A 12998-nucleotide genomic window follows, 5' to 3' on the forward strand; every position below is an offset into this window, starting at 1 on the left:
TCCGGAACGCAAGGAGATCCCAAGGAGTCATGGATGCCACCGCCTGAGCAGACGCCTTCGCAGTCGAGCCTGCCGGAAGCGGCCGCCCGCCACGGAGCGCAGGTCCTGGCCGACGCCGCCGCCCGCGCGCGCGACATCGGCGCGGCCTTCGGCGCACTGTCGGCACCGAGCGCACCGAGCGCACCCAGCGCACTGTCGGCACCCAGCGCACTGTCGGCACCGAGCATTCCGCCGGCACCGAGCCTTCCGTCGCCACCGGGCGTCCCGTCGTCTCCGGTCATGCCGCCGTCTCCCGACGGACCGTCCGTCGGCGTCGCGCCGCCCGAGATCGATCTCGCGCGGATCCTGCGCGGTCCCAGCGGCATCGGCACGGCCGGTCTGCGCCTGAGCCTGCCGGACGAGGCGCCGGCTCCGGCCGCCGCGACCGGTAAGCCGATTCCCGGCCTCTACCACCACCCGATCCCCGAGCCCGATCCCGTGCGGGTCGACGAGGTCAGCCGCAGGATCAAGTCCTGGGCGCTGGACGAGGTCTCCCTCTATCCCGACGACTGGGCCGAGGAGTTCGACGGCTTCTCGGTGGGCAGCTACATGGTCGGCTGCCATCCCGACGCGCCCACCGTCGAGCACCTGATGATCGCCACCCGGCTGATGGTCGCGGAGAACGCGGTGGACGACTGCTACTGCGAGGACCACGGCGGCTCGCCCGTGGGACTCGGCGAGCGGCTGCTCCTCGCCCACACCGCGCTCGACCCCCTGTACACGACGCGGGAGTACCAGCCGGACTGGGCGGAGTCCCTGCACTCCGACGCCCCACGCCGCGCGTACCGCTCCGCCATGGAGTACTTCGTCCAGGTGGGCAGCGCCTCCCAGACCGACCGGTACCGGCACGACATGGCCCGGCTGCACCTCGGCTACCTCGCCGAGGCCTCCTGGGCCCAGGAGGACCGGGTGCCGGAGGTGTGGGAGTACCTGGCGATGCGCCAGTTCAACAACTTCCGCCCCTGTCCCACCATCACCGACACCGTCGGCGGCTACGAACTGCCGGCGGACCTGCACGCCCGGCCGGACATGCAGAAGGTCATCGCACTCGCCGGGAACGCGACGACCATCGTCAACGACCTCTACTCCTACATGAAGGAACTCGACGCCCCCGGACGGCACTTGAACCTGCCGGTCGTCATCGCGGAACGGGAAGGCCTCTCCGACCGGGACGCCTACCTGAAGTCGGTCGAGGTCCACAACGACCTCATGCGCGACTTCGAGTCCGCAGCGGCCGACCTGGCCGCCGAACTGCCCCTGCCGGGCGTCCAGCGCTTCCTGCGCGGCGTCGCCGCGTGGGTCGACGGAAACCACCACTGGCACCAGAACAACACCTACCGCTACAGCCTGCCCGACTTCTGGTAAGAGATTGGACCCCTTAGTGCTCAGCACCGAACTCACCGTCCCCTCCAACGGCCGCTCGCTCCACGTCCCCAAGCCGGCCACGCCCTACCAGGGGGACATCGCCCGCTACTGGGACGGCGAGGCCCGTCCCGTGAACCTGCGGCTCGGTGACGTCGACGGTCTCTACCACCACCACTACGGCATCGGCGACGTCGACCACGCCGCCCTCGGCGCCGACGGCGACCCGGCGAGCGAGCAGAAGCTCATCGCCGAACTCCACCGCCTGGAGTCCGCCCAGGCCGACGTCCTCATGAACCACCTCGGCGACATCGGGCCCGACGACACCCTGATGGACGCGGGCTGCGGCCGCGGCGGCTCGATGGTGATGGCCAACCAGCGCTTCGGCTGCTCGGTCGAGGGCGTCACCCTCTCCGCCAAGCAGGCGGACTTCGCCAACGGCCGCGCCGCCGAACTCGGCATCCAGGACCGGGTGCGGGCCCGCGTCTGCAACATGCTCTCCACCCCGTTCGACACCGGGCAGATCGCGGCGTCGTGGAACAACGAGTCGAGCATGTACGTCGACCTGCACGACCTCTTCGCGGAGCACTCCCGCGTCCTCAAGGTCGGCGGACGCTACGTCACCATCACCGGCTGCTGGAACCCGCGCTACGGCCAGCCCTCCAAGTGGGTCTCCCAGATCAACGCCCACTTCGAGTGCAACATCCACTCGCGCCGTGAGTACCTGCGCGCCATGGCCGACAACCGCCTCGTCCCGCAGGCCGTCATCGACCTCACCCCGGACACCCTGCCCTACTGGAAGCTGCGCGCCACCTCGTCGCTGGTGACCGGGATCGAGGAGGCGTTCATCAAGTCCTACGAGGACGGGTCCTTCCAGTACGTCCTGATCGCGGCCGACCGCGTCTGACCCGAACACCCGCACACCGAAGGGCCCGAACGCACCGTTCGGGCCCTTCTCGCGCTCCGGATCAGCCGAGCAGTTCGCCGAGCCGTGCCGCCGTCGCCGCCACGGTCCGGCCCAGCTCCTCGGCGCCGTCGCGCTCGAAGACCGACACGCCGATGCTGGTCGTGGCGTCGCCCCGGCGGGTCGGGACGGCCGCCGACACGCCGATCACCGCCGGGATCACCTCGCCCTCGGTGACCGCGAAGCCCTGGGCCCGGGCCTCGGTGACCTCCGGGCGCTCGCCGTCGCGGGGCGGGCCGGCGGCCAGCAGCGCGAGACCGGCCGAGCCCTGCTCGATCGAGTGCGTCTGGCCGGGCCGGAACGACACGTGCACCCGCGCCCCGCGCGGCTCCACCACCATCAGCGCCCGCATGTCCCGGGTGCCCTCGCGGACCATGAGGTGGACAGTGGCCCGGGTCGCCTCGGCGAGTTCGTCGAGCAGCGGCCTCGCCAGGGTGCGCAGGTCCTGCTCCACCGGCTCGGCGAGGGTCACCAGACCGGTGCCGAGCACGATCCGCCGGCGATGGTCCCTGCGGCACAGCTGATGCGCCTCCAGGGTCCGCACCAGCCGGTGCGCGACCGTCCGGTGCACCCCGATGTGCTCGGCGATGTCCGCCACGGTCAGACCCCCCGGATGCTCCGAGAGGAGCCGCAGGATCAGCAGCCCGTGATGGAGGGTCTTCGACATCCCCGGGTCGAGGACGATCCCGGGCGGAGTCCAGGGCTCACCTGTGTGGTTCACGCGTTCATCCCTTGACGGTTTTCGGCCAGCCTGCCTACGCTCACATTATTCGCACTGCTAGTGCGATTATCGCACAGAGCGCAGTGCCCAGACAACCTCCCCGCCCAGGCCGCTCGGGACAGCGGCCCACCCGGGGAAGGCCGAGCCGAAGGGACGCCGCATGACCCCGCGCGCACCCGCCGAACCCGACAGCGCCGACCTCGCGCGCATCCACCAGCTCTACAGCCGGCAGAGCCATCTCATCGACGGCGGCCGGGCCGCCGCATGGGCGGCGACCTTCACCGCGGACGCCACCTTCGACTCCCCGAGCTACCCCGCCCCCGTCACCGGCACCGCCGCCCTCACCGCGTTCGCCGAACGGTTCACGGCCACCGCCGAGGCCGACGGCGTCGTACGGCGGCACGTCGTCACCAACCTGGTCGCGGAGACCGAAGGACCCGGCGCCCTGCGCGTCCTCGGCTACCTCCAGATCGTCGCCACACCCCGCGGCGGACCGCCCCGCACCGAACGGCTGACCACGCTCACCGACCGCGTGGTCCACGACGGCGGCACCTGGCGGGTCGCGTCCCGCCGGATCCGCCGCGACGACACCGGCGACGGCAGCCGCTGACCCCGCCCGCCCCCGCACCCGTACTTCAACGACGAAGGAACCCCTCATGAGCAGCGCCAGCACGTCAGCCGCCGTCCCCGCCGGAGCGGACGACCACCGCACCGGGCCCGGCCGCGTCGACCCCCGCCGCCCCACCGCGCACTACCCCGAACTGGCGGGCACGGCCGCCGTGGTGACCGGTGCCGCCCGCGGCATGGGCGCCGTCTTCAGCGAGGGTCTCGCCCTGCGCGGAGTCGACGTGATCGCCGCCGACATCGACCTCGACGCCATGAAGCGCACCGCCGAGGCGATCAACGCCGACACCGCCGCGCTGCCCGAGGGCGGCCGGCGCGGCCGGGTCGTGCCCGCCGCCGTCGACGTCACCGACGCCGCGGGACACGAGGAACTGGCCGCGCTCGCCACGGCCGAGTTCGGCCGCCTCGACCACTGGGTGAACAACGCGGGCATCTTCCCGCACGCCTTCGCCCAGGACATCCCGCCGGAGCAGATCGACGCCGTGCTGCGCGTCAACGTCCAGGGCGTGCTGTTCGGTTCGCAGAGCGCGTCCCGGCACCTGCGGCCCGGCGGCGCCATCGTCAACATGTCGTCCGTCTCCGCCGTCCGCGTCCGCAAGGGCCGCGCCGCCTACTGCGCCTCCAAGGCCTCCGTCGCCCACCTCACCGAGTCCCTGGCCGTCGAGTTCGGCGACCTCGGACTGCGCGTCAACTCCATCGCCCCCGGCTACATCGACACCGAGATGACCCGCTGGGTCCAGGAGGACCCCGCCGCCCTCAAGCACGCCCTGGACAGCGTGCCCCTGCACCGCATCGGCTCCCCGCAGGAAGTCCTCGGCGTGCTGCTCTTCCTGCTCTCCGACAGTGCCCGCTACGTCACCGGGCACAGCATCGCCGTGGACGGCGGCTCCCGCCATGTCTGAGCCCGCCACCATGGCCGCCCCCTACGCGGAGCCGGTGCGCTACCCGGCCGCGGTCCTGGTCACCGGGGCCGCGAACGGCATGGGCGCCGAGCACGCCCGCGCGCTGGCCCGCCGCGGCAGCCATGTGCACCTGGCCGACGTGGCCGACTGCGAGCCGCTCGTCCGGGAGATCACCGAGGAGGGCGGCCGGGCCACCGCCCACCGCCTGGACGTCACCGACTCCGCCGCCTGGCGCACCGTCACCGACGCCGTGCGCGCCGCCGACGGCCGCCTGGACGGACTGGTCAACAACGCGGGCGTCTCCCGGCGGCTGCGCTTCATGGACACCACCGAAGAGGTCTGGGACCGCGTCCTCGGCATCAACCTCACCGGCGCCTTCCACGGCATGCAGGCCGTCGCCCCGCTCATGCGGGACTCCGGCGGCGGCGCGATCGTCAACATCTCCTCCATCTCCGGCCAGATCGGCTACTTCTCGCCCTCCTACTCCGCGAGCAAGTGGGGCCTGACCGGCCTGTCGAAGTCCGCCGCCGGGGAGCTGGCCGCCTGGGGCATCCGCGTCAACTCCCTGCACCCCGGCCTGGTCGACACCGGGCTGCTCGCCGGATCCGATGACTTCGTCGACTCCGCCCGCCGCAGCATCCCCGCCGGCCGCCTCGCCACCCCCGCCGAGATCACCGACGCCGTGCTGTTCCTGCTGAGCGACCGCAGCGCCTACATGACCGGCGCCGAGGTCACCCTCGACGGCGGCCTGGTCTCCAACGGCCTCTACCACCGCATCGTCGCCGACGCCGAAGGAGCCCTGTGATGACCGACCTCGACGCTCTCGACGTCATCGTGGTGGGCGGCGGCGGCGCCGGACTCGCCGCCGCCGTGAGCGCCGCCGAACACGGCGCGAACGTCCTCGTGTTCGAGTCCGAGAAGGAACTCGGCGGCTCCACCCAGCTGTCCGCCGGCCTGATCACCGCCGCCGGCACCAGCGTGCAGCGCGCCCTCGGCGTCGACGACAGCGCCGAGCGCCACTTCCAGCACTACATGGACCTCAACCAGTGGCAGCTCAACCCCGGCCTCGTGCACGCCTTCTGCGCCGCCGCCGGGCCGATGCTGGAGTGGATGATCGGCCTCGGCCTCGACGTGCCCGCCGCCCTCTCCTCCGACGCCCACACCCCGGGCCTGTCCCGGGCCGGCGTCGAGGACGTCTGGCGCGGCCACGTACCCCGCGACCAGGGCTACGGACTCGTCCAGGTCCTCGACAAGGCCCGCAAGGCCCACGGTGTCGAGGCCGTCCTCAACACGCGCGTCGAGCGCCTGCTGTACGAGGACGGCCGCGTCGTCGGCGTCGAGGCCGACGGCATCGAGGTGCGCGCCCGCGCCGTCGTCGTCGCCAGCGGCGGCTTCGCCCAGAACCCCGAACTGCTGCGCCGCCACTACCCGGAGGCGCTCGACGCGGGCGACTCCCTGTTCGTCGTCGCCGCCCCCGGCAGCCGCGGCGACCACCTCGCCTTCGCCGAACAGACCGGCGGCGCGGTGACCGGCGACGGCTGGGGGCTGATGCTCCCCACCGCCTACTTCCAGCGCCACCACCACTGGCAGGCCGGATTCCCGCCCGTCTCCCGGATCAACGTGAACGGCGCGGGCCGCCGCTTCATGGACGAGGACGCCTCCTACGCCGTCTCGGGCGGCACCATCCTCGCCCAGGACGGCCCGGTCTGGACCGTCTTCGACGAGCGGGCCCGGGTCGGCCTGCCCACCGGCTACGCCGACTGGACCCCCGACCGCGTCGCCGCCGAAGCGGCCGCCGGCCGGCTGGCGAGCGCCGCCGACCTGCCGACGCTGGCCGCCGCCATCGGCGTACCCGCGGAGGCCCTCACCGCGACCGTCGCCCGCTGGAACGCGGGACTGCCCGCCACCGGCACCGACCCCGAGTTCCGGCGCGAGCAGACCCTCGCCGCCAAGGGCGCGGAGCAGCGCCCCGACCCCCTCGCGCAGGCCCCGTACTACGCGGCCCGCGTCCTGCCCGCCGAACTGGTCTGCACCCACGCCGGGTTGGAGATCGACCCGCGCGCCGCCGTGCTCGACCGCACCGGCACCCCCATACCCGGACTGTTCGCCGCCGGTGAGGCCGGCGGCGGCGTCCTCGGCATGCGCTACGTCGGCGGCGGCAACGCCGTCGCCAACGCACTGACCATGGGCCGCATCGCAGGCGTCAACGCCGCCCGGGCCGCCTAGCCCCTCTTCGGAACTCCTCCCTCATCCCCTTGGAGCCGTCATGGCGAACCTCAACGTCGAGGCCAGCGACCCCGGCACGAGAACCATCCGCAAGGTCACGCTCCGGATCTTCCCGATCGTGGGCCTGCTGTACGTCTTCAACTACATGGACAGGTCAAACATCAGCTATGCCGAACTCGGCATGCGGGACGACCTGGGCATCACCACCGCCACCTTCGGCGCCGTCGCCTCCGTCTTCTTCCTGGCGTACGTCGTGCTGGAGATCCCCAGCAACATGATGCTGAAGAAGGTCGGAGCCCGGCTCTGGCTCGCCCGCATCGCCATCAGCTGGGGCCTGGTCACCGTCGTCACGGGCTTCGTCGACAGCGTCACCCACCTGTACGTCGCCCGGATCGCGCTCGGCATCGCCGAGGCCGGCCTCTTCCCCGGCCTGCTGCTGTACCTGACGTTCTGGTACCGGGGGAAGGAACGCGGACAGGCCATCGCCATGATGGCGCTCGCCCAGCCGATCGCGATGATCCTCGGCAGCATGACCGGCGGCTGGATCCTCGACCACGCCCACTGGCTCGACCTGAGCAGTTGGCGCTGGGTCTTCATCCTCCAGGGTGCGCCCGCCATCCTGATCGGCATCGTCACGCTCGTCTGGCTGCCCGACAAGCCCGCCGACGCCCGCTTCCTGACCCCCGACGAGCGCACCTGGCTCCAGTCGGAGATCGACAAGGAGTACGTCGGCGAGACCCCAGAGAAGGAGACCTTCCGCGGTCAGCTCAGCGCCCTGAAGAACCGCAAGATCCTCTACCTGGCCGCCGCCAACTTCTTCGCCGCCTGCGGTCTGTACGGCTTCACGTTCTTCCTGCCGAAGATCGTCCAGCAGCTCGACCCCTCGTACTCCTCCACGAGCATCGGTCTGCTCGGCGCCATCCCCTTCCTCGTCGGCGCCGTCGGCATGCTCATCGTCGCCCGCACCTCCGACCGCACCGGGGAACGCCGCCTCCACGTCATCGGCCTGATGCTGCTCGCCGCCCTCGGACTGCTCGGCACCATCGTCTTCCGGCACACCCCGGCCATGGCCCTGATCTGCCTGAGCATGGTCGCCGTCGGCGTCCTCGGCTACATGGCGCCGTACTGGGCGCTCGCCGCCCGCGTCCTGCCCCGCAAGGAGACCGCGGTCGGCCTCGCCGGGATCAACTCCATCGCGGCGCTGGGCGGTTTCGTCAGCCCCTACCTCATCGGCAAGAACGCCACCGCCGACGACGTCACCGTCGGCCTGTACTTCCCGATCGGCTGTCTCGTCGTGTGCGCCGTGATGCTCGCCTTCCTCAAGGTGCCCCGCGAGCGCGAGCCCGACGCGGGCACCCCGGCACCGGCGCCCGCCAGGACCGCCGTCTGACGACCGCACGACACGCCCCGGGGCCGCGCGCGGCCCCGGGCCTCCACCGAACCGAGGAACCACCATGCCGCACTACCGCAGCGTCGGCGACGTACCCCCCAAGCGCCACACCCAGCACCGCGACGCGGACGGCCGGCTGCGCTTCGAGGAGCTGATGGGGGAGGAGGGCTTCTCCGCCGACTCCTCCCTCCTTTACCACCGCGAGATCCCCTCCGCGATCACGGACGCCCGCCCCTGGGACCTCACCGGCCAGGACACCGTCGCCAACCACCCCCTCAAGCCCCGCCATCTCACGCTCCACTCGCTGACCCGGGGCGAGGACTGGCGCACCGCCGACGCCGTCACCGGCCGCCGCCTGCTGCTCGGCAACGGCGACGTGAGGATCTCCTACGCGGTGACCGGCGCCCCCTCCCCGTACTACCGCAACGGCATCGGCGACGAGTGCGTGTACGTCGAGAGCGGCACCGCACGCGTCGAGACCGTCTTCGGCGTCCTCGACGTCCGCCCCGGCGACTACGTGGTCCTGCCGCGCGCCACCACCCACCGCTGGCTGCCCACCGGCGACGGACCGCTGCGCCTGTACTGCGTCGAGGCCAACTCGCACATCGCGCCCGCCCGCCGCTACCTCTCCCGCCACGGCCAGCTCCTCGAACACGCGCCGTTCTGCGAACGCGACCTGCACGGCCCCGAGGGCCCGCTGCTCGCCGAGGACGACGGCACCACCGACGTCGACGTGTACGTGAAGCACCGCGGTGCCCGGGGCGAGATCGTCGGCACCGTGCACACCCAGGCCACCCACCCCTTCGACGTCGTCGGCTGGGACGGCTGCCTGTACCCGTACACGTTCAGCATCCACGACTTCGAGCCGATCACCGGCCGCGTCCACCAGCCGCCGCCCGCCCACCAGGTCTTCGAGGGCGACAACTTCGTCATCTGCAACTTCGTGCCCCGCAAGGTCGACTACCACCCGCTCGCCATCCCGGTGCCCTACTACCACTCCAACGTCGACAGCGACGAGGTGATGTTCTACTGCGGCGGCGACTACGAGGCCCGCAAGGGCTCCGGCATCGGCCAGGGCTCCGTGTCCCTGCACCCCGGCGGCCACGCCCACGGCCCGCAGCCCGGCGCCTACGAACGCAGCATCGGCGCCGAGTCCTTCGACGAACTCGCCGTCATGGTCGACACGTTCCGCCCGCTCGAACTCGGCGAGGGCGCCCTCGCCGCCGACGACCCCGGCTATGCCTGGACCTGGGCCGGACGGGGGCCCGCCGCATGACCGGGCTCCTCGACCGGCTCGTCGACGACGCCGGGCTCTTCCCGCCGACGGCGCTCGCACCGCCCGCCGCCGTCCGCCGGCACCGCGCCGACCGGGCCGCCGGGCATCCCCTGCACAGCCACCGACTCCTCGTCCCGGCAAGCCGGTTGGACGAGATCCGCGGCCACCTCCGGCCCGGGGACCGTTTCGCGCTCGGCCTGATCGCCGACGGCGGCCCGGCGGACGACCCGGGCGGCCGCCTCGCGCGGGCCGTCGCCACGATCGCCGCCGATCCCCGGCTCACCCTCGCTCTCGTCGAAGCCCCCGTGACGGTCTTCGGCGCCGAGCCCGCCGACGCCGTGCCCGCCGTCCTCGACGCGCTCCGCGACACCGACGCTCCCGTGTTCCTCGAACCCGCCGCACCCTCGGGAATCCACGCGCTCCTCGCCGCCCTGCCCCGCACGGCGGACCGCACGACGGGAGCGAAACTGCGCTGCGGCGGTGTCCGCGCCGACCTGTTCCCGAGCACCGCCGACGTCGCCCGCTTCCTCGTCGCCTGCGCGGGCGCCCGGGTCCCCTTCAAGGCCACCGCCGGACTCCACCGCGCCGTCCGCCACCACGACCCGGCCACCGGCTTCACCCACCACGGCTACCTCAACCTGCTGCTCGCCACCGCGACCGCCCGCACCACCGGCGACCCGGACGCCGTCCGCGCCGAACTGGAGATCACCGACCCGGCCCGACTGGCCGACTCCGTGAGGCAGTTGGAGCCCGATGTCGTCGTGCGCGACCTGTTCGTCTCCTACGGCTCCTGCTCCACCGCCACCCCGGTGACCGAGGCCGCCACCGTCCTCGACCCCACCCGAAAGGACCTCGCCCGATGACCCCCGACAGCTGGGTACCGATACCCGACGGTTCGCCGTTCCCCCTGCACAACCTGCCGTACGGGGTGTTCGCGCCCGCCGACGGAGTCCGCCGCGTCGGTGTCGCCGTCGGCGACCACGTCCTCGACCTCGCCGCCGCCCTCGGCGACGACACCTTCGCCCGGCCCGCCCTCAACGCGTTCCTCGCCCAGGGCCGGGACCGCTGGCAGCGCGTCCGGGCCGACATCGTCGCCCTGCTCACCGACCCCGCCCGCCGCGCCGACGCCGAACCCGCGCTGCACCGCCGCGCCGACGTCGAGCTGTTCCTGCCCTTCGAGGCCGCCGACTACGTCGACTTCTACGCCTCCGAGCACCACGCCGCCAACATCGGACGGATGCTGCGCCCCGGCCAGGAACCGCTCACCCCGCAGTGGAAGCACCTCCCGATCGGCTACCACGGACGCGCCGGCACCCTCGTCGTCTCCGGCACCGACATCGCCCGCCCGCACGGCCAGACCCGGCCGCCCGGCACGGACGCGCCCGTCGTCGGACCCAGCCGCAAGCTGGACATCGAGGCCGAGGTCGGCTTCGTCGTCGGCACCGGCACCCCGCTCGGCACCTCCGTGTCCGTCGACGACTTCGCCGACCACGTCTTCGGCGTCTGCCTCGTCAACGACTGGAGCGCCCGCGACCTCCAGGCCTGGGAGTACGTGCCGCTCGGCCCCTTCCTCGCCAAGTCCTTCGCGACCTCCGTCTCCCCGTGGATCGTCCCGCTCGACGCACTGGACGCCGCCCGCGTCGCACCGCCCACCCGCACCGCACCCCTCCAGGACTACCTGCGCGACGGCGCGGACTGGGGCCTCGACCTCGCCCTCGAGGTCCGGCTCAACGGACACCTCGTCGCCCGCCCGCCGTTCACCGCCATGTACTGGACCCCGGCGCAGATGCTCGCCCACCTCACCGTCAACGGCGCCTCGCTGCGGCCCGGCGACTTCTACGCCTCCGGCACCGTCAGCGGTCCCGACCCCGGCCAGCGCGGCTCCCTGATGGAGCTGAGCTGGAACGGACAGGAACCCCTCACCCTCCCCGACGGCACCACCCGCACCTTCCTGGAGGACGGCGACGAGGTGACCATCACCGCCACCGCGCCGGGACCCGGCACCACCCGCATCGGGTTCGGCGAGGTCACCGGACGGATCACGGCGGGCGGTGGGCCGCGATGAACAAGGTGACCGACGCCGCGACCGCCGTCGCCGACATCCCCGACGGCGCGACCCTCGCCGTCGGCGGCTTCGGCCTCTGCGGCATCCCGACGGCACTGATCCGCGCCCTGCACCAGGGCCCGGCCACCGGCCTGGCCGTCGTCTCCAACAACTGCGGCACCGACGGCCACGGCCTCGGCGTGCTGCTCGCCGACCACCGGATCGGTCGGGTCACCGCCTCCTACGTCGGCGAGAACAAGGAGTTCGCCCGCCAGTACCTCGCGGGCGAACTGGAGGTCGAGCTGATCCCGCAGGGCACCCTCGCCGAACGGCTGCGCGCGGGCGGCTGCGGCATCCCCGCCTTCTACACCCCGGCCGGCGTCGGCACCCAGATCGCCGACGGCGGACTGCCCTGGCGCCACGCCCCCGACGGGAGCGTCGCCGTCGCCTCACCGCCCAAGGAGCGGCGCGACTTCGGCGGCCGCTCCTACCTCCTGGAGCCCGCCATCACCACCGACTTCGCCCTCGTCCGGGCCGCCCGGGGAGACACCCACGGCAACCTCGTCTTCCACCGCTCGGCCCGCAACTTCAACCCGCTCGCCGCGATGGCGGGCGCCGTCACCGTGGCCGAGGTCGAGGAACTGGTCGCACCCGGCACCCTCGACCCCGACGAGATCCACCTGCCCGGCGTCTTCGTCCAGCGGGTCGTGCCGCTCACCCCCGCCGAGGCCGCCGACAAGTCCATCGAGAAGGCGACGGTGCGCTGCTGATGCCCTGGAACCGAGACGCGATGGCCGCGCGGGCCGCCGCCGAACTGACCGACGGCAGTTACGTCAACCTCGGCATCGGCCTGCCGACCCTCGTCCCCAACCACCTACCTCCCGGCGTCGACGTCGTCCTGCACTCCGAGAACGGCATCCTCGGCGTCGGCCCCTACCCCTACGACCACGAGGTCGACCCCGACCTGATCAACGCGGGCAAGGAGACCGTCACCCTCGCGCCGGGCGCCGCCTTCTTCGACTCGGCGCTCTCCTTCGGGATGATCCGCGGCGGCCACATCGACACCGCGATCCTCGGCGCCCTCCAGGTCTCCGCCCGCGGCGACCTCGCCAACTGGTCCGTCCCCGGCAAGATGATCAAGGGCATGGGCGGTGCCATGGACCTGGTGCACGGAGCCCGCCGCGTCGTCGTCCTGATGGAACACACGGCCCGCGACGGCAGCCCCAAGATCGTCCAGGAGTGCACGCTGCCCCTCACCGGGCAGGCCTGCGTGCACCGGGTCATCACCGACCTCGGCGTCTTCGACCTCACCGGCGACGCGATCACCGTGACGGAGCTGGCGCCCGGGGTCGGGCTCGACCAGGTGCGGGCGGCCACCGGGACCGAACTGGTCGCGGGGGTGGCGGTGGCGGCCGGACGGTGACGGCCGTCGCGGGGAACCCCCGGTCCG

General features: G+C 72.7%; 13 protein-coding genes. 12 read left to right on the top strand and 1 reads right to left on the bottom strand.

What is annotated here, in order from left to right; translation table 11 throughout:
• Positions 1-33: 33 nt before the first annotated feature.
• On the top strand, positions 34-1404 hold the full coding sequence (locus tag ABZ930_RS04245; RefSeq protein ID WP_361541145.1) for a family 2 encapsulin nanocompartment cargo protein terpene cyclase: 1371 nt from the start codon (positions 34-36) through the stop codon (positions 1402-1404).
• A gap of 16 nt (positions 1405-1420) precedes the next feature.
• Positions 1421-2308: a geranyl diphosphate 2-C-methyltransferase gene (locus ABZ930_RS04250; protein WP_361541148.1), complete on the top strand. Its 888-nt coding sequence runs from the start codon at positions 1421-1423 to the stop codon at positions 2306-2308.
• A 61-nt stretch (positions 2309-2369) separates the two neighbouring features.
• On the opposite strand, the gene ABZ930_RS04255 is transcribed toward ABZ930_RS04250, so the two are convergent.
• Positions 2370-3032: a helix-turn-helix domain-containing protein gene (locus ABZ930_RS04255; RefSeq protein ID WP_361541682.1), complete on the bottom strand. Its 663-nt coding sequence runs from the start codon at positions 3030-3032 to the stop codon at positions 2370-2372.
• Positions 3033-3246: 214 nt separating this feature from the next.
• Between ABZ930_RS04255 and ABZ930_RS04260 the strand changes: the two genes are divergently transcribed.
• The 10 genes from ABZ930_RS04260 to ABZ930_RS04305 all read left to right on the top strand — a co-directional run bounded on the left by ABZ930_RS04260 (position 3247) and on the right by ABZ930_RS04305 (position 12971).
• On the top strand, positions 3247-3696 hold the full coding sequence (locus tag ABZ930_RS04260; RefSeq protein ID WP_361541151.1) for a nuclear transport factor 2 family protein: 450 nt from the start codon (positions 3247-3249) through the stop codon (positions 3694-3696).
• Between the two features lie 46 nt (positions 3697-3742).
• Entirely contained in the window at positions 3743-4612 is an 870-nt protein-coding gene (locus ABZ930_RS04265; protein WP_361541154.1) for an SDR family NAD(P)-dependent oxidoreductase, read from the top strand.
• Positions 4605-5417, top strand: coding sequence for an SDR family NAD(P)-dependent oxidoreductase (locus ABZ930_RS04270; protein WP_361541157.1), 813 nt, complete (start codon positions 4605-4607; stop codon positions 5415-5417). The genes ABZ930_RS04265 and ABZ930_RS04270 overlap by 8 nt, the downstream gene beginning before the upstream one ends.
• Positions 5417-6838, top strand: coding sequence for an FAD-dependent oxidoreductase (locus tag ABZ930_RS04275; RefSeq protein WP_361541160.1), 1422 nt, complete (start codon positions 5417-5419; stop codon positions 6836-6838). The genes ABZ930_RS04270 and ABZ930_RS04275 overlap by 1 nt, the downstream gene beginning before the upstream one ends.
• 40 nt (positions 6839-6878) lie before the next feature.
• Entirely contained in the window at positions 6879-8228 is a 1350-nt protein-coding gene (locus ABZ930_RS04280; protein WP_361541163.1) for an MFS transporter, read from the top strand.
• 64 nt (positions 8229-8292) lie between these two features.
• A complete protein-coding gene (locus ABZ930_RS04285; RefSeq protein ID WP_361541166.1) occupies positions 8293-9504 on the top strand; it encodes a cupin domain-containing protein in 1212 nt (403 codons plus the stop codon).
• A complete protein-coding gene (locus tag ABZ930_RS04290; RefSeq protein ID WP_361541169.1) occupies positions 9501-10367 on the top strand; it encodes a hypothetical protein in 867 nt (288 codons plus the stop codon). The genes ABZ930_RS04285 and ABZ930_RS04290 overlap by 4 nt, the downstream gene beginning before the upstream one ends.
• Positions 10364-11569 carry a fumarylacetoacetase gene (fahA, locus tag ABZ930_RS04295; protein WP_361541172.1) on the top strand — a complete coding sequence of 402 codons (1206 nt, stop codon included), beginning with the start codon at positions 10364-10366 and terminating at the stop codon, positions 11567-11569. Before ABZ930_RS04290 ends, fahA begins: the two co-directional genes overlap by 4 nt.
• Positions 11566-12318 carry a CoA transferase subunit A gene (locus tag ABZ930_RS04300; protein ID WP_361541175.1) on the top strand — a complete coding sequence of 251 codons (753 nt, stop codon included), beginning with the start codon at positions 11566-11568 and terminating at the stop codon, positions 12316-12318. The genes fahA and ABZ930_RS04300 overlap by 4 nt, the downstream gene beginning before the upstream one ends.
• The gene (locus ABZ930_RS04305) at positions 12318-12971 is read left to right on the top strand and encodes a 3-oxoacid CoA-transferase subunit B (RefSeq protein WP_361541178.1); all 654 of its coding nucleotides are present in this window, start codon (positions 12318-12320) and stop codon (positions 12969-12971) included. The genes ABZ930_RS04300 and ABZ930_RS04305 overlap by 1 nt, the downstream gene beginning before the upstream one ends.
• Positions 12972-12998: the final 27 nt, after the last annotated feature.

This window comes from Streptomyces sp. NPDC046716, from assembly GCF_040645755.1.
Taxonomy (GTDB): Bacteria; Actinomycetota; Actinomycetes; order Streptomycetales; family Streptomycetaceae; genus Streptomyces.